Source organism: Billgrantia aerodenitrificans, from assembly GCF_021404405.1.
Taxonomy (GTDB): domain Bacteria; phylum Pseudomonadota; class Gammaproteobacteria; order Pseudomonadales; family Halomonadaceae; genus Halomonas; species Halomonas aerodenitrificans.
Map to the genome: position 1 here is coordinate 324,044 of NZ_JABFTV010000005.1, position 26,992 is coordinate 351,035.

The 26,992-nt window shown below is 64.6% G+C and carries 2 protein-coding genes; both read right to left on the minus strand.

The window, feature by feature from the left end:
• Nucleotides 1-13: 13 nt before the first annotated feature.
• A complete protein-coding gene (locus HOP59_RS11980; RefSeq protein ID WP_010628716.1) occupies nucleotides 14-841 on the minus strand; it encodes a hypothetical protein in 828 nt (275 codons plus the stop codon).
• Nucleotides 834-26,984, minus strand: a complete 26,151-nt coding sequence (locus tag HOP59_RS11985) for an LEPR-XLL domain-containing protein (RefSeq protein ID WP_234254117.1) — start codon at nucleotides 26,982-26,984, stop codon at nucleotides 834-836. Before HOP59_RS11985 ends, HOP59_RS11980 begins: the two co-directional genes overlap by 8 nt.
• Nucleotides 26,985-26,992: the final 8 nt, after the last annotated feature.

Below are 26,992 nucleotides of genomic sequence, written 5' to 3' on the forward strand. Positions count from 1 at the left end.
TACCTTCACTCTGTTACGGCTTGCACAACCGGGCCCCGTGATAACAGGTCAGGAACGGTTGGCCGTCGTCGCCGATACCGAACGACAGATTGCCCAGCATTTCGCTGCCATGGGCCGCGACCCACTCCACCACGGTACTGCGCGGCGCACTCTGCCATTCGCGCACGAGCCCCATGCACAGGCCGGCAATTCCACCCAGCGGCAGACGGGCCTGGTGCAGATGCAGATTCAACGAGTGGCGCTGCGTCTCTCGCCCGCCCACACGCTCCTCGATGCGCACCGTCAATGGCGGCCAGGGCGTCTGCTTCAGCGCAAAGCTCACCTCCAGTTGTTCCAGCAGATCGGCCAATGCCATTGGCATCTCGGCCAGTAGCGCCTTGATCGCGCGCACGGCTTGGCCGGCACTAGGCTCCAGCACGTAGTCGGATAGCGCAGCGGCCTCGCCCGGCTGCCACTTCCAGGCACGATAGAGAACGAAGCGCGCTTCCTGTGCCAACCGCTCGGGCTGGCTCGCCTCCCAGTACACCTTGCAGCGGCCATCCTCGACCCCGAGATGCAGATAGTGCGGCACTTCCCCAACGGTCGGTTGCAGCTCGGCGAGAAACGCCTGCATGTCCGCGTGCTGCATGCCCAGCCGCTCCAGCAGCGCGGGTAGCTGCCGAGCGAGCACATCCGCACCGCATGCCGAGACCGGGGCGCTGCAGAGCAGGCGATCCGTGGACCAACGCTGCGGCCGCCACTTGGCGGAACGCTCGATGCCATAGGGCATATCCAGCGCCGCCAGGAAGGTCTGCATCATCTCGGCATGCACGCCTCCTGGCAGCGAACGGGCCTCACTCATCCTCGCTGTGCTCCTGCTGACGCTCTGCGCCATTATCACTCTTCATCAGGCGCTGCCACTCACAGGCGGCTTGCTCGCGGCGCAGCGCCGCCATGCGCGCGGGTTCCGTGCCGTTCGTCTTCGAACGCGCCACGCCCCAGCCACTGGCCCCGGCCAAGGCGCCGATCAAGCCGGCGACTTCGAGCGCTGCATCTTCGTCGACCTCCTGGGTGACCTCGGCAGGCTCCCCCTCCTCCGCTGCCTCTTGCGGCAACTCGGTTTCTTCCAGCGGCAGCTCCTGCGGCTCGGCTTCCAGCACCTCGTCGCTCGACTCGTTCGTCACATCCTCCGGCGCGGCATCCTGTGACGGCGCCTGGGCTGGGGCCGACGCCTCTCCGACACTGGCCGCTACCGAGGAAGCCACACTGGTACGCAACCCGCTGCTGCCTGCCCCCTGCTGGCGCTCGACCCACTCGTCGATCAGCGTCCGCAGCCCCTCCATGCCCCGTGCCTGGAATCCGGGCTGGTCGTGGCGAGCGAAAAGGTTGCCATTGCCCAGCAGTCCCTGCGGCGTCATGTCGAGCCAGCCCAGTGCCTCCTGCACCCCATCGTCGCGCTCCTCTTCATAGAGGTTCTGCTGCGCCTGACGAATCAGGTCGAGGCGACCCTGCGCGAGCGTGACGATCGAGGTGATCTGCTCGGCTTCGTTACTGCCGCTGAGCATGATGCGGATCCGCGCATACTCGCCGATCATGGTGTCGAGGTCGAAGTTGCCGTCGAACCTGTCGTTGCCGGCACCGCCAATGGCGATGTTGCGCCCAGGGCCGGTGATCAAGGTATCGTTGCCGCCCTCGAAGTGGTTGATTGTCTCCACCGTGATCATCTGCGACGTGCGGGTCACGCGGCCGAAGTCGCCGAACAGGATGTCGTTACCCGGCCCACCGTCGAGGTAGTCGTCACCCTTGCCGCCGAACATGATGTCGCGGTCGCTGCCACCGAACAGCCGGTTGTCGCCGCCCAGGTCGGTGCGGCCCGTTTCGGCCATGGTGTAACGCCCGCGGGCATCGCTCAGGATCACACCCACATCGCCGATGATCACGGTCTCGCCCGCCACGTTGGTGACATGGTCGTTGCCTACCCCGGCGATCACCTGATCGTTGCCGGTGCCAACGTGGATTACGTCGTTGCCCCCGGTAGAGGCGCGGGTATCCAGGCTCTCCACGCGCTGGCGAATGCCGTCGCGAGCCAGGATCCGGCCATTGTCGCCCAGCACCACGTTGTCACCCGATGTGACGGTGATCCTGTCATTGCCATGACCGCCGATGATCCAGTCGTTTCCGGCCCCGCTGGTAATGGTGTCATTACCACCGTGATTGAAATGCAGCGAAGTGAAGGAGAGGATCACGCCATTTTGATCGAACAGCGCCTCGGCGTGATCACCAGCCAACAGGTCGTTGCCGTCACCACTGTGAATGGTGTTGTTGCCGTCGCCGCCAATCACTAGGTTGCCACCGTGGCCAAGCGTCACAGTGTCATTGCCGCCCCGACCCGGGTTGGTGGACATTGCTTTTACCAGATGCCCTGCGGAGTTCCACACCAGCTCGCCCAGATCAGCCAATACGACGTTACGGCCATTCTCCCCCGTGATGGTATCGTTGCCTTCACCACCCACGAGCACGTTGTTACCTGCCCCACCGTGCAATTCATCATGCCCGGCTCTCGCGCTAGGCAGAGTCACAAGATGGCGCAACTGCCCGTTGACGAAGGTTAGAACGGCGAAATCCCCTACCAGGACGTCATTCCCTGTGTGGTTTCCGCTCAGCGCCGTGCCGCCGTAGAGAATGTCGTTCCCGCCACCTCCCAGCAGAACGTCGTTACCGCTACCGCCTTCGATGATGTCATCGCCATCAAAGCCCTCGTCGCGAACCACGATCTTCACGATGTTTCTGAAGTCGTTGACACGCCCGAACGTCACATCGGCATGGTCGCCGATCAGGATGTCGTCGCCGCTGCCACCCTGCAGGGTATCGTTGCCGCTACCTCCGATCAGGATATTGCGCCCACCCGTCACCTCCAGGTGGTTGTGGCCATAGGAAGCGGGATCGGTACTGCGCACCGAGATCACGCGCTGGCTGTCGAGCAGGCGCAGGTTGGCGATGCCTTTGCGCGCTTCGAGTTCGATCACGCCATGGTCGCCGATCAGGACGTCGTTGCCGTTACCTCCGTACAGTCGATTGTCGCCCGCCACCAGGCGGTCGCCGGTGGCATGCGCTACGTCACCCGTCGTAGAGTAGAGCGTCATCACCCTCTCCGCCTGAGACAGACGCACGCTCAGGTCGACGTCGATGCTGCCGTTGCCATACAGGTGGTTGTTACCACCGACACGAGCATCCAGCGTATTGTTGCCACCGCCGCCGAACAGCTGGTCGTTACCGGCACCGCCGATCAAGGTGTCGTTACCGGCGCCGCCAACCAGCACCACGCCACCGATTGCCTGACTAGCATCGATAACGTTGTTGCCAGGCTTGGTGAAGGGCTGCGCCAGGCGCGTAGGCTCGCCGCTCACGGCGCTGTAACGTGCGCCGCTGCGTGAAGTGTCACCGAACACGATCAGCGGAATCTGAGCATCGTAGCCACCGCGTATTTCGATGAGATCGTCGCCGCCACCGCCATGCACCACGGTCAGCGGCATCTCGCGAATGACCGCCGGACGCTGGTCGCCCAGCGCCTTCAGCAGTTCCGCGAGCGGACGATCCAGCAACATGTGTCCTGCGCTGGTGAAGCCGAACACCAGGAAGCGCTCGCCGCCGATCAGCAGGCCGTCTCCAGCCCTGAAGCCATCCTCGCGCCAGCTGCCGTCACGGATCAGCATCGCCCGTTCACCGCTGGCGGCGGCCGACCATTCGCCGGAGAACGCCACGGGGTCGAGGTCGATCTCCAGGTGGTCGTTGCCGCTGCCCAACAGCAACTCGACTATCTCCATGCCATGGAAGGTCACGCCGCGCAGGGTGTCGATGGTGGTTCCGGCACCCCGTCCATCGTCCTGACTCAGCACGCCTTCTCCCATGCCCAACCCTGTCACGCGATTGGCGGTCAGGCTGCCATGCAACGACTGCACGCTGGCATCGGCATGCAGAATCAGGGTATCGGTGTCATCGGTATGATCGTCATCGCCAAGACCTTGCCCGAGGCCATCGCCCAGTTGGCCGGTCGACTCATGGGGCAGCATGATGGCGGCGTTCAAGGTGCGATCGGTATCGCCCACACCGCCTTCCAGGATCAACGGCCCCTGGATACGATCCAGCACGTGGGGCTGCGGCGCGAAAGGCATCACGTAGCGTTCGGTCTCCGCCGCCACGAACCCGTTATCGGCCCTCAGCGTCACCTCAACCGTGCAGTACCAGTCCTCGGCCGTGAAAGTGACCGCCGGAATGGCAACCTCGGTCAGCTGCCAGTTGCCGGCAGCGACGTCCACGCCCTGGGTCAGGTGCAGATAGCCGTCGGCATCGACATGATTGACGCGGACCTGCAGGACATCGCCCGCCGGATCGACCAGCGTCAGAGTCATCCCCACGCTCACTCCCAGCTCGGCCCAGGAACTCTCCAGCAGCCGCAAGCGCGGCCCGGCCTCGGCACCGGCCAGCACCTCGATGGCTACCGCGCCGCTGAACAGCGTATCGAGGAAGACCCGATCGCCGAGTACCACATCGGTCAGGCCGTCCGAGAACAGACGGACCGTCACCGGCTCGACGATGGCCTGGGTAAGGCGCAACGTATAGCTGTCGGTTGCTCCGGCGGTGGTCACCAGAGTGCGGCCATCGGTCTGCTGGATGACCAGACCGGGACTGTCGTTGTCGTAGACCGTGACCCGCACGGTACTCGCCTTGACGTCCTCGTAGATGGAGCCATCGAGGTTGCTGCTGAGCTCGAACAGCACGCGCCCATCCAGACGGTTCTCGACACGATCGTTGTCGACGGCCGTCAGCGTGACGGTCTGCGCCTGGTCCCAGTTGGTATGATCGAAGACCAAGGTAGTGGTGCTGGCCGAGACCCGGTCGCCGAAAGCCGACAGATCGAGGGTCACGGTCACCACTTCACCCACCTGAAGCGGTGCCGAGAGACGCAGCTCGAAGCTACCGTCCTGGCCGGTCACCGAGTCGCCCTCGATCAACTGCAAGCGGTCGCCGGGAACGTTCAGCACCACGTCGCCCAGGTCGTTGTCGTATACCGTGACCATGGTATTGGCGAGCGGCTGGCTCAGCAGCGACTGCAGCGCATCCGGCATCTCGCCGTCGTGCCCTTCGGGCAGGGCTACCTGCGCCTGGTAGCTCACCGTGACGAGTCGCGTGCCTTCCACCACATCGTCATCCGGCGCCTTGACGAAGATCTCCTGGGCAGGCGTCCATACGCCATCCACCAGCACGAAGTCCACGGTGATCGCCTGGGTGTACTCGCCATCTTCCTGCAAGGAGAGCTTGACCGTCTCTGCGCTACGCCCACCGTGAGGCGTGCGGCTGCGGTCGTGGGAAGAGGCCATCGCCGCCGAGACGGTCAGCGTCACCAGCGTGCCATCGGCCAGCCCCCCGGTGGATAGCGCCAGCGACACGAACCAGGAACTGGGACCGCCGCCTTCCACCACCCTCGTGGAACCACCGGGCTCGGTGACCACCACGACACCGGAGCGTTGGTCGACCACGCTGACCGGCAGACCATCGGCCAGCAGGGTCTGGTAAGCCTCTTCGGCGGAAGCGAAGCCGTGCGTCACCAGGCTGCTGCGACCCTCGGGATTGGCGGAGATGATACGTCCCGTCACGTCGCCGCCAACGATGAAGGTATCGCTGCCGACTCCGCCGATCAGCTCGGTCACCACATCGAAACGGGTACTGAGCACATAGAAGGTGTCGTCGCCTTCCAGCCCGTCCACCCGCACCCGCTGGATGTTCTCGAAGCCGATATTGAGACCGGCCCCGAACACACCGTCCTCGGTGATGACGAACTGATCCGCGCCCTCGGTACCCAGCACGGTCACGGTGTTATAGCCACTGCCTCCGTCGATGCTCACCGGTGCATTGATGTTGTACTCGATGTTGTCGTCGCCGCTGCCACCGCGTATTTCGATGTCGTTCTCGGCGATGAAGGCACGGATGACGAAGTTGTCGTTGCCATCCTCCCCCTCCATGCGCAGCAGCCCCTTGTTGCTGTAGACGATGAACTCGTCGTCGCCATCACCGCCATAGATCACCATGGCCTCGCTGTTGCCATAGCTGAGATAGCCCAAGTTGGTAGGCGTGACGCGAATCTCGTCGCCCACCCTCACGCCGGTGGCGTAATAGCCATCCACCGCCGTACCTTCAGGGTTGGGATGCTCGGCAAACAGCTGGCCGATCTGGAAGCGGTCGTTGCCGTTGCCACCGTCCAGGGTCATCAGGGCGGAGGTATCGTCCACCACGAAGACGTCATCACCGTCATGGCCATTGACCGTGACCCGGCCGTTCATGTCGGCACCGTAGTTGATGCGCTCCACGTTGCCGCCGGTAACGCCCTGGGAAGAATCGCCCTCCAGCCGCGCAATAAAATTGCGGCGAATCAGGAACAGGTCGCTCATATCGCCGTCGACGAAGGCTCCCATGTCGCGGTCGAGCATACCGGGGTAGTCGTCGAAGCCGCGGCCTTCGATGAACAGGAAGTCCACGCCGTCGTTGATCGCCCCGCCGTCGGCTACGGTGATCTCGTAGTTGGCGTTCACCCCCTGGTGCATCACGATGCGGTAGGTATCGCTGCCGCTACCGCCATCCATCAGCAGGCCATCGGTACGGCTGTTGAGCTCCACCACGGTGAGCGTATCGTCACCCTCACCGCCGAGCAGCTCGATCTCACCGAGCAGCTCATCGGCATGCAGCATCAGGTCGTCGTTACCAGCACCGCCGTAGAAACGCATGCCGTGTTCGGCATGGATGGTGCCGTGCACGCGTAGCGTATCGTTGCCGGCCCCCAGATCCACTTCCAGGCGGCCCAGGGCGTGCTCGCCGTCGAAGGTCACGCGGTCGTCGCCCGTACCGCCCTGGATCAGTACCTGATCGGCCACGATGCTGCCCGCCAGCCACAGCACATCGCCATCATTACCGCCATTCAGCAGTACGCTGGTGGCTTCGATCTGACCCTGCAACTCGAAGCGGTTGTTGCCATTACCCGTATCCAGCTCAACGGTAGTGGCGATGAGCGTGGCGTTCTCTTCGATCAGCCAATGCTGTCCTTTTTCGTTGCCGCCACGCATCACGATGGACTCGCCCGCTTCAAGAGTACCTCGCAGTACGCTTGAAGCCTGCGTATCGTCGAGACGCGTACCCAGCAGAGTGCTTTCCCAGGTTTCCACCCGTAGATAGATATCGCGGGAGGCCCTGAGTACGACTTGATCGTCCTCGATGACGATACCGTCGCCTGCGGATACGAAGATGCTGCCCTGCTCGGCCTCCACCAGAACGCCGTTGGTGAACGTCACGATATCGCCGTTGTCGTCGGGATCGCTGCTCTCCATGGCGTAGAGATAGATGTTGCCGGAGTGAGAGATCAGGTTCTCGCTGACCGTCATGGGGCTATTGGTCGTGATCTCGATGTCGCCAGCGGCGGTCAGGCCCTTGCCGTCGATCACCAGGTGACCGCTGTTGTTCAGGTACACCTGACCCTCGCGCGACTCGCCCTGCAGCACACCGGTCGCCGTGGTGATCACCTTGTCCTGACGACCGATGTTGTGCTGGGCCACGAGGTAGACGCCGTAGGAGAGGATGTTGATCTCGCCCTCGTCCAGAGCGTTGAAGATGTTACCCACCTCCGAGAAGATCAGCGCCAGGGTATTGTCGCTACCGGCCCTGACCTGACCCAGGCGCAAGTCACCGCTGCGGCCCAGGCTGGCACTGCCCAGTACTTCACGTACGAAGGCGGTGTCGGCACTATCGAGATCCAGCCGCCCGATCTCGTCGTCGGTCATGATCGCCAGCAGGCGGTCGGCCTGGCCCACTCCGCCAATGCGGGTCTCCAGGCGCAGGGTCGTGGCCTTGATGTCACCGGCCAGTTCGTTGCCGTTGGTGCCCAGAATCGAGTGCAAGGCACGCAGGTAGACATGTTCACCGGCTTCGATGTAGCCGATGATCATGCTGCCATCCACCGTATCCAGATAGATATCGTTGCCGGCCTGGGCATTGATCACGCCACCGGGTCGCGTGGCGAACTCCAGGAAATTGTTTTCCCTGCCGATGTTCTCGCCGGCTGTCAGGTGGATATTGTTGGCCAGCATGTTGATCAGCCCGTGGTTCAGGCCGTCGAGGATGCTGCCATCGGCACTCAACCACAGGTCGCCGCTCTGGGAGAACATGGTGCCGATACGCATGTCGCTGCCAAGCGCATGCAGGTGAATATCCTGCTGGGCTCGGGCGGTCACGGTCGCGCCCTCCTTCAGGTCCAGCTGCAGTCGCGAATCGGGGCTGGAGCCGATCTGCCCGTTGGCCGCCTCCAGCACCAGGTCGCCGCTGCGGATCACCAGATCCCCCGAAAGGGTCTGGGCGGCGAGAATGCTGCCCGACACCTTGATGCGGGCATCCGCCCCCGCGTGCAGCTTGGCCAGCCGCAGGCTCGCCTCGCCCTCCTCGGCATCGGCACCGAGGTAGACCGAACCCTCGGCTTCAACGTAGATCTCGCCGCCGTTGTAGACGTTGAAATCCTCAACCAGGCTGATGGAAATGAAGCGAATGACCGGCAGGCCGTCGGGCCCGAAGGCTTCGGTGCTGCGCGGGTCGAGAAGCACCGCGGCCAGCTCGACATCTACGCCCGACTCGGCCACCACGTCCAGTGCCGTGGTCAGCACCAGAGTACCGCCGTCCACCGAAACGATCTCGTAATAGAGCCCGTTCTCGGTGATGTTGAGCGACCTGCCATGGATGTCCAGGGTCTCGCCGGGCTTGAACCAGGTGGTGTCCCAAGCCTCGCCATCGGTACGCTCGAGGGTAACGGTGGTGACACCGCCCACTCTATCGCCCACCACGAAATTGACATTGGCTTCCACCGGGGCGTGCTTCAAGTAGCTGACGTCCTGACGCTCCGCAGCGGAGAGCATCAGACGCTGCTCCTCGCTCAGCCCCGCCAGACCGTTGGTCATGTCGAGCAGCTCACGGCCGCTGGCCACACCGATGTTGCCGCCGGCGATCAAGGTGATGTTGCCCGCCGCCTCGACGTTAGCCGCCTGAATCTCGGTACGGGTGCTGGTGGTTTCCTGCAGCAGCCCGGCGCCGATCAACGACAGCAGCTCCGCCTCGGTCCACTCTTTCACCGAAAACTCGATATTGGCCACCTCGGCAGCCGTCAGGGTCGCCTGATAGTTCAGCTCGCGCAGCAGCGTTGCGGAGCCGTTCTCGTCCACGCCATGGATGGCATGCAGCTGGCGATAGACGGTAGTGCGGTCCTGAGCGATGCCGTCGATTCGCGCCTCGAGGGCGGCCTCGTCGTCGGCCAACGAGGGATCCAGTTCCAGCAAGGCCTCACGATAAGCGCTGCGTTCGCGCTCGGTCAGAATCACGCCTTGGTCGGGGTCATACTCCACCACGCGGCGATAGGTGAGGGTCTGCCCCACGGCAAGCGCTCCACCGGCAGCCAGCAGGCCGTCGGCGGTGACGTCGGCAAGACTGTCGATGGTGAAGAAGTCACTGCCGGAGGTATAGAAGCGATGACCCGCACGCGGATCGTCCGCGGCAATGTCGGGTGCCACCAGTCGCACTTCCGTACGCTCGTCGCCGCTGCCCACTTCCAGCAGCAGGTTGCCGTGCTCGTCGATGCTCTTGATGCGGTAGGTTTCGCCGTCCACCAACCCGCCGATCACGTCCTCGCTGGTGGCAAAACGGTAGTTCCAGTAAGTCTGATACTCATTGGCCTTGCGGTCCTTGAGCTCCTGCTTGGCGGCCTCGATGCGTCCGCCCTCTTCGCCGGGAACCAGCCCCATGCGATCCCACACCCCGCGCAGCTGCTCGATGGTGCGCTCGTCGCGTCGGCTATCGTCGTTGCGGTCGAGCAGGTCGCCCGCGGCTCGCAGCCAGACATCGCCCTGGGCGCTGACGATGCGCTCCACGCCGAGATCACCGCTGACCTGATGCAAGGCAATATCGCCACGTGCGGTGGCGTTGAGGCGCCCTTCGCCCGACTGCTGAATCAGCAGCGGATTATTGGCAGCGATGCTCCCGATGCTGCCGCCCTCGGCAATCAGGGTCAGATTGCCACCCTGCACATGAGCCGTGGTGCCGCCCTGCAGCGTGCCGGCAATCAAACTGCCGGCGGCCATCAGGCTGACGTTGCCGCCGGCATGAGCACGGTTCACGGTCAGGTCACCGTTGAGCTGGTGAACGTTGATGTCGCCGCGCACGGTCACGGCATCCAGACGCATCGGCGGTGCCGCGGCCGCATCTGGACCCAGGCGGTTGTGCAGATCGATGGCGCGGCCATTACCAATGCCATCCTCGGCACGCAACACGATTTCCGCACCGCTGATGCGAATGTCGCGGCGCTGATCGTCGTTCTGACGAATGGCCCCTTCCGTCTTCACGGTGCTGGTGCCGTTGTGGTTGGCGAGATCGCCGATCAGCACAACATCGCCACGAGACTCGACGTTGATGGTGCCGGTCTGATTGCCGATGAATCGAATCTGGACGTCGCGGTTGGCCTCCACCGAGTGGGTATGCAGAATCACGCTCTCGCGCTCCTGCACGAACTTGGCGTAGTTGGTCTTCTTGCCATACCAGGTACTGGTCGACCACTTGTCCACCAGTTGCACCGGGATGTCGTTCCAGTTCTGCAAGGCCTCGCCCGGCTCCGCACCGATCTGGCTCTGCGCGTACCGGTAGCCGGTCTCGTTGGAGGTGTAGAAATAGGAGAGCGAATCCTGCAGCTTGCCGGGGCTGAGTTCGCTGTTGCCCCAGTTCAGCGTGCGCGGGTCGGCGGCCAGTGCATCGATACCCAGCCAGCTGCTGGACCCCTTCACGGCATAGCGCCGCTCGGTGCTGTCCTGGGCCACGCTGAAACCGTAGCGCGCATCCTCCCTGGGCTTGAAGGTGTAGGTATTGTTGCCGTCGGGGTCATAGCGGTATTCGTGCAGCCCGGTGAACTTATCGTCGATGCGCAGAATCCCCTGGCCCGGACGGCTCACGTCCAGCCCGCCTACGGCAAGGGCGTACTGGGTGTTGTTGATCACTTCGATGGTGCCGTAGCCGCCCAGCACTTCGAGCAGTCCGTTACCGGTGTTGACCACGTGGCCGGTGATATCGAGACGACCACCCTCGATGGCGATGTTCTGCACCTCGATCTGGCCGGTGCGCGGGTTGAAGATGGCCAGCGCCGTGCCGCTGGAGGCCGGCAGCACGATGCTGCTGGTGCTGCCGCTGCGGATATGATCGGCGATACGCTGGGCATCGGCGTCGCCCAGCACCAGGCGATAAATATCCTCGCCGGCACGAATGTAGCCGTTGAGGTTGACGAACTCGGCATCGATCACGATCACGCCGGCGGAAAGATCCGGCGAATCGCCACGGCTGTTGCGAATCGCCTCCAGTGCCTCCGCGCTGAGCCCACCGACGCCATCGCCGCTGTGAGCCTTCACCGCCTGAGCATCAGGATTGCCGCCGGGATTGAACTGCGACAGGCCGCGCACGGAAATCTCCCCGGCCGAGGAAAGCAGCAGGCTCTCGGCACGCATCTCCCCTTCGATCTCCAGCGAGCCCGCCGCATAGGCGACGATCTCGCCGGAGACGTTGCGGGTAAGACCCGTGACCGCGAACAGCACGCTGGCCGCCGGTGAGTTGCCATAGTCGTTGTTGTCGTAGAGGAAAGCGTCACGCGCGGTGTCGCTGAGCCCCTCCAACTGCAAGCCACGCACCAGCGCATCGAGCACCTGGCCCCGCACCCCATCGCTGGAGTCGAAATAGACCCCGCTGCTGTTGACGATGGTGATACGCGGCGTCGCCCCCTCGCTGCCCACCGGGTTGAGCCCCGACAGGCTGGTGGTCAAACTCGAGTTGAGCAGATTGATGGCCGCGGCACTGCCCACCTCGGTGAGGTTGAAGTAAAGCCCGCCGACCACCTGGGGAATCTGTGTGCTACCCAGCACCATGCGTGACGGCGCAGTGTTGAGAATGGTGATGCTGGCATCGCCCGGCGCATCCACCTCGCCGCTGCCGGTGAGGTCGTCGGCGAATACATAGACGGTACCGGCCTGGGCCCACACATCGTCGATGTAGACCGTGAGTTGATCCACCTCGTTGATCAAGATGTCGTTGCCGACCTTCTCGGCAAAGCCTTCATCCAGCAGGTGCTGCTCGATACGAGCAATCTCGTTCGTATAGAAATCGATCAGCTGCTGGTTGCCGGAACTGCGGTACAGCGCGAAACGCTCCCTGAGATCGCGGAGCTCATCGACGAGCTCGGACTGACCGCGCGTATAGCCCACGCTGAAGCCGATGTCGTCGTAGCCCTCCCGCGCGACCAGGAAATTGCCGGCATTGCCGGTGAACAACGCGTCGAGTTCGGCCTCCTTGGCATCGATCTCAGCCTGCTTGGCAGCGATCTCGCTCTGCTTCTGAGCGATCTGGCTCTCCCGGGTAGCGATGTCGCCCTGCCTGCCGGCGATCGACTGCTCGGTGGTGGCAATGGCAGCGTTCTTGGCCGTGATGGCCGACTGCTTGGCAGCGATCTCGTCCTGCTTGGTCGCGATCTCGCCCTGCTTGGCCGCGATTTCGGCCTCGAGTCGAGCGATCTCATCCGTCTTCTCGTCATCTTCATCATCAAGAGCAGCAAGCGCGGTGGTGAGGACGTCGAGTTCATCTTCCAGCTCGCCTAGCTCGTCCTCGAGCTCGATCTTCTCCGCCTCCAGCGCCACCAGCTCATCGTTCAACTCGACCAGTTGCTCCTCGAGCAACGCCAGCTCGGCTTCGAGTGCGTCGATCTGGCCAAGCAGTGACAGGATGTCAGGCTCATTGGCGCTACGAATGGTCTGCAGCTCACTTCGCAGAGACTCCAGCGCCTGGTTGATGTCGCGAGCCAGCGAATCGATATTGGCCATCTCCAGCACCAGGCGCTGATGCCGATCGATACCGGTACGCACCGTGCCGTCGATGTTGACCCGACCGTTGGAGCGGGTCACCACATCGCCATCGAGTATCTCGGAGCCGCCACCGCCACCCAGGGCGGCATCGATGGCCCCCGTGACCGCCGAAATCCAACTCACGCCCTTGGCCTGGGCATTCATGTCGCTGAAGCCGAAGCGCTCGGTGAACAACGTGATGTCCCTTGCGCCCACCAGCTCGGCACCGCTGCGGATATCGATCAGATGCGACTGGTTCATCTCCGCCCGGGCATTGAGATCCGTGATCGGAATCAGGCTGCCGGCAAAGCTGTCCAGCGTCGCACTCAGCGCGTATACATCGCGATTGCCGCGAATATCGCCGCCTGCCGCGAAGTTGATGTCGCCAAAGGCCGTGGCACTGGCGCCTTCATGCATCACGATGCGATTGTTGGGACTCAAGATCACCCGCACGTCGCCCACGCCTACGGTGGCGGCACCGTAGGTGTCCATCAGCAGAACGGAACTCAGGTCGCCCGTGCCGCGCGCCGTCGCCACCAGCTCGCCGGCACTGTGCAGCACGGCGTTCTGATGGATCAGCACGCTGGCCGCCATATCGTCATCGCGAATGTGCGAGGTAATGCCGGCGCCGGAGCCGAGGCCGGCAGCGGTGAGGTTGATCTGATCGTGGAAGGTGATGGCGTTGAGTGCCTCCAGACGCAGATCGCCCACGGTAGTGGTCAATTTCGCGCCAGCGCCCACTTCCACCCGGGTATCGAGATCGAACAGCGCATCGGTGCTGGCACCGGCGCCGGCCACGGCACCGCCGGCAACACCACGAATGGTATCGTGGCCGTTCCCCGCCAGACGCTCGCGAATCACTTCGCTCTCGGCAAACATGTCCAGACTGTCAGCCGTGACATTGGCGTTGGCCGAAACGCTTGCCAGGGTATCGGCGGTAATGCGGAAGCGCGCCTCCGCCCCGGTACCGCCGAGCACGCCACCCGCCGCAGCCAGTATCTGGCTCTCCATCTCGAAGATCTGGTTGGCGCGAATCAGAAGCTTGCCGGCATCCGGGTCCGTGGAAGTCAACGGCGCCGTGACGGACAGGGTCGAGGCCCCCACCGTAGCGTGGGTAATGGCCGTCTGGCGCAGGTGGTTACCGGCACCGGCACCGGCGACCACACCGCCGCTGCCGGCCAAGGAGTAGAGCTCCGCCTGCTGGTGACCGCCGGCCTCGACGCTGACTCGCCCCGCGCCGATCAGATGACCATCGCCGATCCTCGCCCGGCTCTGGGTATTCTGGCGCACGTCCACCACGGCAGCACCGGCCGCCACCAAACCACCCACCACGCTGATGGCACGACCTTCCAGCGACGTACGCAGGTCGGTGACGACTCGCAGATGACCGGCCACCTCGATATTGTTGTCGCTCTGCGGCTCGCCCGGCGCGGCACGGTTGGACTGCGTATTGCCGATCACGGCCTCGGCGCGGGCATTGTCGCGCAGAGTGATCACGGTGGCATTGAGGCCCAGCAGCGCCCCGCCGGCGGAGCCGACAGCCCGTGCGTAGAGAGACGGCGCGTCATTCAACAGCGTGCTGCCCGCCTCGACGGTCAGGTTGGCGGCGCGCAGGCTGATGTCGCTGTTGGCGCCGCCAGGCGTGCCCACCTGTGCCAGCACCCGGGTGCCCAGGTTGCCCACCACCACCGAAGCGCCGATACCGACCCCGGCGCTAACCGCCACCCCGAGCGATTCTACGCTGACCCGCGGCGTATGCAGCGCGCTGATGACCACATCGCCCAAGGCGCTGAGGGTTATGCCGCTGCCCAGCCAAGCCTGCACATCGTTGGAAAGACTCACGGTGGATACGTTGGCGGTGCCCGCACCGGCCAGACCGGCGGCCACGGCAACCACGGTCAGATTGACCCTGTCGAGGCTGGTGGCAGACACCATCACGTTGTTCAACAAGGTATCGTCACCCAGGATCGCACGCTCACCGAGCCACGCCTGAGTGGCACCACTGATCTCGACCACCCCTACGGATATACCCGCCGCCACCTTGCCGATGCTGCCGCCGGCCGCCAACGCCTGATGCTGACGGTCCACACTGGCGCTCAGCGTCAGATTGCCGGGCGTATTGATGACGACAGCCTGAGCCGGCGTACCGGCATCTTCGATATAGGCCTGCTGGATGCTGCGATCCAGGATGATGGTGCTCTGGCCGCCTATGGCGATACCCAGAGCCGCCGCACCGCCCACGGCATGCAGGTTACTGTTGAGCTCAGCGTGGCTGGCCACGCGAATTTGACCGTCGGCAGCGAGCGAGCTTCCGTAGCCCACGGTGGCACTCACCGCGCCGTTGAGTTCGAGCACGGCGATGGAAATGCCCACGCTGGCGGCGCCGGAAATGGCCGCTCCGCCGGTCACGATCCCCACCTCGAGCAGCTCTTTCGCCTCGACCACGATATCGCCGGCAGCATCGAGCTCGGTGAAGCGCCCCACCTTGGCGGTAGTGTCGCCGATCACCTGGCCGTTCTTCTCGACGTCGAAGCTCACCTGGAAGGTCAGTTCATCGAGGGCCTGGTTGGTGGTCTTGCGGTTGGCCTGGTTCTGATTGCCGGCGTTGGCCGGCGCATCGAAGTCGCGCTCGAAGTCTTCCGGGTCGTACGGGTCGTCGTCGTCATCTTCGATGCCGGAGTCGCCTGAGCTTGCGCTCTCCTGCATGGCATAGTCGCCGTTGGCGAAGCCAGCAAAGGAACCCGAGACCAGTTGGCCAAGCTCCTCGACGTCGGCCACGGCATCCTCGCTGAGCCCCGCTCCCAGGCTGATGACCGAGATGGCACCGTTGAGGCTGAGCGTACCGCTGGCGGTAAAGGCCAATACCGCCGAGTTGATGTCGCGCTCGAGCAGGGCTTCCACACGAATGTCGCCGGCGGCGTGTACCAGGCTGTAATCGTCGATGGATGCCAGAGTGCGCTCGCGCAGCACCATGACCTCCACCGAGGCACCGGCCCCGACGCCACCCACACTGACAGCGCCCACCCCTTGCAGGTAGTCGCCGGCGTTTTCACGTACGTTCATCTTGGTGAGCGTATTGGCGACCACCTCCACCGAACCGCCGGTGGAGCGCAGTTCGCTGCGCTGGCCAGCGTAGCTGGCAACCAGAGCCTCGGTATGAGCATCGGCCATCATCACCGAGAAGGCGCCGGAAAGCGCGCCGCCGCCCACGGCACCGGCTACCACGCTGATGCCCATGTCCAGGGTCTGTCTGGCGGCAATACGGATGTCGTTGCTCGCCGTCAGGCTCGCCCCTTGAATCGACGTCACGGCCCTGGGATTGAGCAGGCCCACCGCCAGCGAAGCACCAGCGCCGAAGCCACCACTGCCGGCCAGAGCCCCGACGATGAAACGCCCGTCGACATGATTCTCGGCGCGCACATCGATGGTGCGGCCCTCGATGCTGGCCTGGCGCACCGTGGCGCGGGTCTCCATGGAGACGTTCACCGCACTGGCGGAGCCGGCCAGCGCCGCACCCGGCGCGATATCCACCGCGATACCCATGACCACGGAGAGGAACACTACAGAGGCCTCGGCCTCGACCATCAGCGCCTCGTCGGCTTTCACCATGGCCTCGGGCGAGCTGTAATCCGAACCGTCGATCCAGGCCTCGGTGCGATGGCCGAGCAGGGTCGTGTCGACACCCGCTGCCGCGGCCAAGCCGGCGCCGATGGCAGCCGCACCGCCGCCGCTGTCGGCGTCGGTATGGTGCAGCGCGCGCACGACGACATCGCCGCCACTACGAACCCTGGCATTCTCGATATAGGCCTGGGTAGAACCGTTGACCCCGTCCACCGTGACGTTGGCCGCCAGCGAACCGATGCCCCCGGCGACCGTGGCCGCCACGGTCAGGAAGGTCATGTGGCTGGTGGCCAACACCACCACCCCCTTGTGACTTTCGGTTTTCCAGCCATCGTCCCAGCGCTGCGTCACGGCGCGACCATCGCCGTTGCCTCGCGCCAGCACGTCGGCATTGCCGCCAATCCAGGCGCGGCTGTCGCTGCCCATCAGATCGACCGACACCCCGCCGCCGATGGCCACGGCCCCGGCTGCCACGGTACCCAGCACGATACGGCTGGTATCGACCACGTCGGCATGAACCAGCAGGGTGCCGTCGGCACGCACCGTGCCGCCGTCCACCCTGGCCTCGGCCAGGTTGCGGATCACCGAGCTGCCGGCATTGGCCGCCCCGGCGCCAAAGGTGCCGTAGGTCACCCCTGCGCTGGTGATCAGATTGCTGGAAAGAGAATCGGCGCGAATGACCACGTCACCGCCACCGTGCTGGCGGGTTTCCAGTTCGGCCCCCTGGCTGCCCGCCACGATACGGTTCTGAATGTCGTGGTAAACCACCGAGATACCGGCCGCACCGCCCTTCACCGCCACATTGACCTGAACGCTGGCGGAGGTCATGCGGCTGCTGTCTTCGGCCTCGATCAGAATGTGCTCACCGGCTTCCACGCGGGTAGCGCCGCCCAGCACCTCGGCGCGGATTTCCTTGCGCGTGAAGTTGAGGGTGGTGGTACCGCTCAGCGCGGCGAAGCCCGCCACCGCACCGCCGATGGTGTAAGCGTTGATGCGCGAATCGGAGGTGGCCTCGAGCAGCACGCTACCACCGGCCGTGACCTTGGCACCGTTCTGGATCAGTGCGGCGATACGGTTGCTGGCATCGTCAGCGGGATTGTCGGGGTTGCCGCCGACATAGTTATAGGCGAAGTAGCCCGCGGCAGCGAAAGCGCCTGCCCCGGAGGCCGCAACGGTGAAGGCGTTCAGGCCCAGGTCGTCGGAGGCAGCCACACGCACGTCGCCCTCGGCGTTCACCTCGGCGGCATCGATCACTGCCTCGACATTGCTACGCAACCAGTTCAACGATAGCGCGCCGGAAACGGCCACCTTGCCCGCACCCGCGCCGCTGAGTGCAAAACTCCAGATCTGATCGCCCTGTTCCGGCGTCGCCGGCCGGTCGCCGGTCTCTTCCTCCTCGGGAATCAGGCTGTTGTCGACGTTCATCTGCGGCACGCCGTCGGTCACTCTGAGCAGGCGAGCCTGAACATCGACGTTACCGTCCGCCGTCACCCGGGTCGCGGCCCCGTCGATACGGGCGCTGACGATGGAAGCCATGTCGTTGGTAGCGGAGGCTCCCGCCAGGCCGACGGCACCGGCGCCGGCTGCGGCACCGGCGATGTTGATCATGATCGGCGCCACGGAGGCGCTCACACGCACATGGCCGGTGGTGTCGTCACCCGCCACCGCATTGGCCACCACCTGAGCGCCACCGCCTATCCGCGCCAGCAGGTCGTGCTGCATGAAGTTGATGGCGATGGAGCCGGCCAATGCCACCTTGCCCGCCCCGGCACCGCCAGCGGTGATGTTAAGCAGTTGGGCTTCGGCATGGGATTCGACCGTGACGTTGCCCGCCTCGGCAGTCACCTCGGCATTGTCGATCACCGCCGCCACCTGGCCGGCTTTGTAGCCGAAGGTGTTGCCACTTCCCTCCAGGATCAGCATGTCCTGAGAGGCATTGACGTCGTCGTCGCTGGTGTTATCGATAGTTCGCGACGGATCCGAAGGATCGCCGCCGATGTAGTTGAAGGAGATGGCAGCGCCACCGGCCACCTTGCCGGCCCCGGCCACGCCGAAGGCGAAGCTGGCCAGCCCTTTCTTATCGTAGGCTTTCACCTCGACATCGTTGCGCGCCACCACCACGGCACCGCCGCTCACCTCGGCGCGAATCGAGCTGCGCATCCAGTTGAGATTCACCGCCGCGGAGCCGGCCGCGGCCCCCGCACCGGAACCGGCAATGCTCACACTCACGACACCGGAGGACCAATTGAGGTTGCCCATGTCACGGGCGGCGATATCCGGCTCCTCCTCGCCCTCAGCGAGCTCGGTGCCCTCGGTTTCCGGATTGACCCCGGTCAGCGCCTCGAGGTCGAAAGCACCACGCTCGGTTTCCTCGGCAAGGCCTGCCCATATCCTGACGTTGTCAGCCTCGAGCCGGCCGCCTTCCACCAGCGCCACGATGGCGTTGTCGGTCTGTACCGTGGTACTGCTGACACCGCCCGCCACCTTGCCGGCGCCGGCGGCACCGATGGCCACCACCACAAGTTGCGCGCTATCGGTGGCCTGAACCTGGATATCGTCACCGGCCGTCAACTGTGAATTCTTGACCTGAGCGACCGTCTGGCCGGACACCAGATTGACCGTCACCGCGCCCGCCAGCCCCACCTTGCCGGCCCCCGCGCCGCCAATGGCCACCGAGACCACCAGCGAGCTGGAAGTGGCGCTGAGCAGCACCCCCTCGTCGGTGGTGAGATGACTGTCGAGAATCGTGGCCCGGGTATCGTTGTCGATGATGTTGACCGAGACGCTGCCGGCCAGCGCCGCCTTGCCGGCACCGGCAGCGGCGCCGCTGATGGCGATCAGCTGGGTGCGGTCCTGTGCCAGCACCGAGATCGCCTTGGTTGCCTCGATACGCTGGCTATCGATGCCCGCGCGCAGCGAGTTGGCAATGATATTGGCCGAAACACTGCCCGAGCCGGCCACCTTCTTGCTGGCACCCACGCCAATGGTGAGCGTGCGCAGCAGGCCGGTATTGGCGGCCAGCACCGCCACGCCGGCCGCCTGCTCGATCACCCCGCCCTGAATCAAGGCGCTGGTGGTGTTGGAGAGATAGTTGACCGAGATGGCAGCACCGAAACCGGCCGTGCCACCAACGCCTACGGCGCCGGAAAGCGACCAGATGCTGCTGCGATCCTCGGCGCTCACCCGCACGGCGAACGGCACGGCGTCTTGCTCGCCTTCTTCGCCTTCTTCACCTTCTGACTGGGGTGCCGTCAGATAAGCGTCCTTGAGCAGTGCCTGAGTGGTGTTCTCGATGCGATTGATCGCCACGGTACCGGCCAGGCCCACGCCTTGGGCGCTGGCGCCGATACCGGCGGAGCCGGCAATGCTGACGATCAGCGCCTCGCTCTTGGCATCCACCGACATACCGGTCACGGCCATGGCAGCGCCATCGCTACCCAGACCATCGACCCGCGCTTGTACATCATGAGAAATCTCGGCATAAGCGGCTGCCCCGCCCACGCCGGCCTTGCCGCCACCGGCCACCGCGCCGGCAACCAGAATGGTATTGGCGGCATCGCGGGCGATGACGCTCACATCGCCCAGGCTGCCGGCCTGAATGTTGAGCAGGCCGGCGTCCACGGTGCGCAACGAGCGCAGCACACTGGCCGATCCGGCAAAACCGAAGCCCTTCTGACCCTTGGCCATGGCCAGCCCGGCCGAGGCAACGACCGCCCAGCCACCGCGCAGCGCCTCGACCTCCAGGCCCTGGCTGTCGAAGCGGGCAACATGGTCGATACGCGCTCGGGTAATGCCATCCTGGAAGGCCAGCGCCGCGGCACCGGCTACCGCCACCTGAGCCCCGCTGCCGCCGAGGCTCAGCGATGCCCCGCCCGCCAGCAGGCCGAGATGGGTACTGTCATTGGCCGCCACGCGGGTCGAACCCGAAACATCGAACAGCTCGAGCCCCTGCACCAGGGCTTGGGTATTGTCGTTGCCGACGTGTACCACCACGGAACCGGAAACGCCGACGCCGAAGCCGCCCTTCTTGTCACCGCCACCGCCGCCAGTGCCACCACCGCTACCGCCGCCCTGACCCAGCTTGCCCGTCAGCTCGGCCAGCACGTTGTCGTAGTTGCTCTGGTTGTTGGGCCACTTGTTGGGGTCGTCTTCACCGCTACCGCCGCCGCTACCGCCGGAACCGGAGCCACTGTCGGAGCTGACGCCACTGGGTGCCTTGCCACCGGCCTTGGCGCCGGCCAGGGCCATGTCGACCACCACCCCGAAGGTGTTGGCCTCGACCAAGGCGTCACCGCCAACGGCAATGCGACCTGCGAAGGCCAGATCCTCGGCCAGGCTGCCGAGCACCGCCGTGGTATCCCGCTCGATCACCGAGACCACCACCGACGCCCCGATGCCGACGCTGCCGCCCTGTGCCACACCACCGGCAATGCCGAAGGCATAGGTATCGTCGTTGGCACTGATGCGCAGCGAAGGGCCTGCAGTTTCGCCCTCCACGCTGCCGTTGCCGATCTTGAGCTGTACGGCGTCCTGCACCTGGGCCAGGGTGAAATTGTTCACGATGTTGGCCACCGCCGTGGCATTGAACGCCACCTTGTCGGCCTGGCCGCTGGAAACCCCCATGCCGAGCAGCAGGGTCTCGTTGGCGGCCCGCACGTCGAGGCTATCGGCCACCAACTCCACACCACGCTCGATCATCGCGGTGGCACTACCGCCCAGCAGATGCACACCCACGGCGGCACCGATGGCACTGCCCTCCGACTTCACCCCGGCAAGGCCCGACTTGATGGTATCGATGTCGTTCTTGAAAGCTTTCTTCCAGGCGTCGCCGTCAGCCTTGTTGGCACCGGAAAACGAAGGCAGGCTGACGTTGCCGATCAGAGAAAACAGGTGATTGTCATTACGCGCCACGACGCTGACGCTCTGGCCAGCTTGCGGCTCCACGGCACCGATGTCGGTCTCATCGCCCAGGTTGATACGCGCACCCTCGCGAATCCGCGCATCGCTGTTCTGGTTGACCAAAAAGACGTTGGCCGAGCCCGCCACGGCAAGCTTGCTACCCTCGGCGGTGGCCATGGTCCAGCTGTCGAAGCTGCCGGGCAGGCCGAGGTCGCCTGAGGTGTAGCCGTTCAGGGTATCGACGAACTCGCCGATACGGATATTGAGCGGAGTTCCCAGATTCTCCCAACGCTCGTCGTCGGAGAAGTCCTCGCTGGCAAGATCGATGTTCTCGCCGTTCTCACCAAGGAAGCGATAGACGAAACCAGCCTCGCCGCCGGCCTGGTGGCCGTCTGCCACCAGCACTTTCTCACTCGGCGCGGTGGCCACGGCGCCTTCGCTGCTGGTGTGGTCGTAGGTGCCTTCGAGATCGTCGAAAGCCTTGCCCGCGGTATAGAGATTCATGCCCCACAGGCTGCCGATATCCACCGTGTTGAGGCTCGCGGCCTCGACGGAGATTGCCTTGCCGGCATCGAGGTCGACGTTGCCCTCGATGGTGGCGTTGGCGCTGTTGTCGAGCAGGCCGAAGCTCACCGCACCGGCCACTCCCACCTTGGCCGCCTCGCTGGCTTCGCTCTTGTCGTCCTGGGCTTGCTTCTTCTGCGCCTCGGCGGAGTCGTTGCCCTTCACTGCCGACTTTTTCTCGGCGGCCAGATACTTGGCGATGATGGTGTTACCCAGCACCTTGTCGGTGAAGCTCTTCTCCTTTTCCTTCTTGTTCGGGTCGACGCCCTCAGCGCTACCGCTGGCACTCACGGCGGGCCGATGCTGGCTCAGCGCCTGCACCGTGACGTCGCCCTCGACGACGATGCGGCTGCGCTCGTTGTCTCCCAGTGCATTGCCGGCCCGATCGACGCTGGTACCCAGGCGCGCCTCGGCAATGTTGAGGTCGACGGAAACCGCCAGGGCGGCGGCTACGTCGAGCGAGTTCTTCTTCTCTCCCTCGGACTCACGGAAGTGCTTGCCGATGAAGTTGGGCGCCTTCTCGCCCACCGTCTTCTTGATCTTGTCGGTCAGTGCATCTGTCAGCGCACTCTGGAAGTTACCGATCAGCGCCGTGGGCGAAGCGTCCTTGAACGACGACTCGATGCCGTCGCGCAGGTCGCTCGGCCCGCCGGAAGGCTTGGCCGTGCCGGCACTGGCGGTGACGGCACCATTGCTCTCGCCCTGCTTGGTCGTCGCTTCCACCAGCAGGTCGTTACCGACCGTGACGTCGCCGGCCAGCTGCGCCTCGGTGCGACTGCTCTCCACGTTCGCCGCAATGGCGATACCCACCACCCCCTTGTCGGGCGCCGAGGTTGCCTTCGTCGTGTTGTTCTCCACCGTGGTCGCGGAAACGGTCAGATCGTTATTGGCATCGATGACAGCATCGTTCCACACCATCACCCGCGACTCGCTCACCAGCACGCTGACCGCTACCGCGCCCGCCACACCACCAAGCCCGCCCGGTGCGGCTTCCACGTTCTGGGTCGTGGTCACGCTGCTGCTGAGGTGAATGTCGTTGGATGCCGTCAGCTGCCCATGCACATGGACGTTGGAGCGGGTGATCAGCGTACTCACTGATACACCCAGCCCCCAGGCTTTGGTGGGCGACACGTCAGCGGTGATGTCGATCTCCGAGGCTACGACGATATCGCCATCCGTCGCGGTGATCTTGGCATCGGCACCGATATCGATGGTGGCGTTGGCAATCAGGGTGGAAATGCTGCCGAACAGCGACAGGCCCTGCAGGAAATTCAAGGTGGCATCTATGCCTTTGTCGATCAGACCAACCCCGGTGCGCTGGTTGAACCAGTCGCGCTCGGGGTCGACCAGCAAGGCATCGATGCGTACGCTGCCACCGGTCAGGGTGGCATCGCCGATGTTCACGGAGAGATCGAACAGCCCCACGTCGACGAAGCTGTTGACCGGCGCCAGCACCTTGGGCGGCAGTTGAGCGCTGACGTGCAGGTGGCCACCGTTCGTGTTCAGCTCGCTCGCGCCGCTGATCGTCACATGCCGTCCGATCAGCGTCAGATCGCTGCCGTCGGTGGTCAGGTTCGCACCGGTAATGGTCAGCCGGCCGTCGGCACGCAGCTCGATATGGTCGGTGAATGCTCGGGTGACGCCATCCAGCGTGCTGTCACCCTTCCAGTAGCCGACCAGGGTCGCACCCCCTTCTACGGTGACATCATTCAGGCCCGCCAAACTGTTGGCGGCGAGATCCACCGTTACGCGGTCGTCGCTCTTGGCCTTGACGGTAGCGGCTACCCCTTCGGCCACCCGGAACTGGGTCATGCCGGTGAAAGCGGTGGCCTCGATTGTCACACCGCTGCCGCCGGTCAATAGCAGCTCGGCCAGTTGGATGTTGGCGAGCGCAGTGTCGAGGTCACCCAGCGTCAGGGTGTCGTCTTCGAGGGTCATGTCGGCGTCGTGCTCGACCACCAGAGTATTGGTGCCCGCGCCCCCGTCTATCTCGTGCTCGCCCGCCACCACGATGAAGCGGTCGTCGCCACGGCTGCCGGTGAGGGTATTGTCGCCCCCCAACCTGGCATCGATCACCGCCCCCGTACCGGCCAGAGCCTGGCTCAGCCACTCGCCGCCCGACATGGCGAAACCCAGCGCATCGGTCAGGAGCGCGGCGGTGTCGTTGGCAACGATGGCGAAGCTGCCGGCGCCGCTCGTGCTATCCACCACGCGCAGGCGGCCCTCGGCAGCGTCGAACTCCGCCTCCAGGCCCTCCACGGTGCCCAGCAACAGCAGCAGGTCGCCCAGGGTGCGCGCATCGGAAACGTTGAGGCTGTGCGTCTGCCCGTTGGCCAGGGTGATATCCAGGACGGCCGCAGTGGCCCCCATGTCCGCCAGGGCCAGCGGGTCGAAGCGTCCACCCAACGCGGCCAGGAATGCCTCGATGTCCGTTTGCGACGCACCGCCACGCTGCATCAGCTCGATCAACGAGCTGTGCTCGCCCAGGCCATGCCAGCCGCTGGCATCCAGGGTATTGTCGCCGTCGTTGCCGACCAGGGTCAGCAGATCGACATTGACGTAGTTCGAGACCGTGCCGTCGACCTGGAAGCTGTCGCCCCCCACCGTGACACTCTGCTGACCGGTGGCCAGGGCCACGATGAGGTGGTCGCGACCCGCCCCACCGGTGATGTCGTTCTCGCCGCTGCCGGCATGAATGGTGTTGTCGCCGGCCACGGTGACGAACTGCGTGAAGCCGTCGCCGCCATAGAAGGTGTCGTTGCCGCTGCCACCCTGCAGCAGCACACTGCCGCTGAAACCGCGGGCATCGAGTACGGTGTTGCCGAACTCCGCCTCGAGCACGGCATTGTGAATGTTGACCAGCGTATCGCTGCCGGCCTGGCGGGCGCGGGTCTGGGTCGACATCACCGAAGCCGCGCCGGCACCCATCAGTGCCACGCCGAAGGTCTCACCATCCAGCGCCCTGGCAAAGGTGCCATCGTCGAGCAGCCGCATGAAATCGCCGACGAAACGCACCGTCCAGCGCACCTCGTCGTCCGTCGCCTCACGGGCAACCTGCAGATTGCCCGCGCCGATACCAAGGAGCTGCTCCAGGGCGTGCTGTACCTCCAAGGCCTCGGCATCGATGCTCAAGGCAATGGTCTGCTCACCGCCGAAATGAAACTCGACAATGTCACCAGCGGTGCGCTGCCACACCAGCTCATGCTGCTCGGCAAAGTCGCCACGCCTCAACATGGCGTCATCGCCATCGTCGAACAAACGCAGCGAATGGGAGGTAGTGGCTATGGCCGTATTGTTACCGCCGCCACCGTCCAGCAGGTTATTGCCGCGGTTCCCGAACAACACATCGTCACCGGCACCGCCGTAGAGCGCGTCGTCGCCGCTACCGCCGATCAGAATGGCGCCACCGCTACCGGCATACAGAGTGTTGTTGCCCGCCACACCCTCCAGACGCACCTGTCCCGTGAAGCCACGGGCATCGAGCACGTTGTCGCTCTCGCCACCCACCAGGCGTGCAAGTTGCACGTTCTCGAGCTGCCACAGCGACCAGCCGGAAACGGCCAGCTGTGCATCGCTCAGCGTCATGTTCGCGTCGGCCTGGGCCTCGATCAGGTTCTCGTCACCGCCGCCCGCATTCACCGTGCCGCCGCCCGCGCCGAGAATGAAGCGGTCGCTCTGCTGGCTGCCCAGCATGGTGGTGTTCGACGCGGTGTCGCGCGCCTGGAAGGTCACCCCGCCAAGTGCATAGTCAGCGGCACTCAGGGTCTGGCCATTGCCCGCCGCCGCCAGCACGATCTCGACCGGCTGATGAGTGAACGCCACGCTGCCCAGTTGGGTCGCGATCTGCGCCTGAGCGCCCTGGTTGGTCAGCGTGATGTTCCCGGCTGAGCGCTCCACCACGTAGGTCAGTTCGGCTTCTTCGGGGCTGAAGCTGTCGCTCAGGGCGAAGGTGTCGTTGCCGCCAACGGAGACCAAAGTACTCTGGCCAGCGCCCGCCTTGAGTAGATCGTTACCGCCGCCGCCAACGATCAGGTTATCGCCATTGCGACCATCCAGCGTCACGCCCAGGGTCGCTGACGCATCGCCGATCAGAATGTCGTCGCCGTTGGTGCCGATCACATGACCGAAGCCGCCCACCTGCTTGAAGCCGCTGGCATTGCCGGTGCCGAGGTTTACCGCCACCGAAGTGGCATAGTCGGAATAGTCCAGGGTCTGGCTGTGCCGTCCGACGAGAACGTCGACGCCCTCGAAGGCGATACCGCCCAGCGTCAGGCTGCGCTCGTCGTAGAGCGCCCAGCTCATGCCGTCCACGGTGGCGGAAAGACGATGCGTGAAGCCGTCATCCTCGGGGGCAATATCGCCCGCCTCGCGATACCAGGCCGCATCGATGTCGGTAATTCCGCTGAAGCTGAGCCAGTCGCCGTTCGAATGATCGCCAAAGCTGGCGTGCCCCTCGCCATCGTCGGTCACCGTCCATGCGGTGTCGGCCTCGAGCCCCTGGATACGGTCATCGCCCTCGCCCCCCACGAAGTTGATGACCAGCCCCTGGCTGTTGGCCAGGTTCAGGGTGTCGTCGCCGTCCCCACCGTGGAAATTGATCAGCAGCCCGCTCAGATCGACATCCAACAGGTTGGCGTCGAAGCTCAGCGAATCGTCGTCCTCGCTACCCTGAATCGTGATGCTCCCTGCATCGCGCGCCGCCACCAGGTCGAAGCTGTGGAGTAGCTGCTCCTGCTCCTCCAGGCGCTCCACCAGCTCCAGGCGCTGCTGATCCGCGGACATGCGCAGCACCATGTCGCTGCCGGCGGCCACCGCTGCCGTCAGCGGATCGGCGGAGAGCAACATGCGCGGCTCGAGCCCCTCGAAGATGAAACGCGAGGGCTCGGCCTGGGCACGCTTGGCCCGACGCGACTTGCGCGCCAGCGAAGAGATCAGGTCCGACAAGGGCTTGCGCAGGGGGCGATTCATCTCGATGC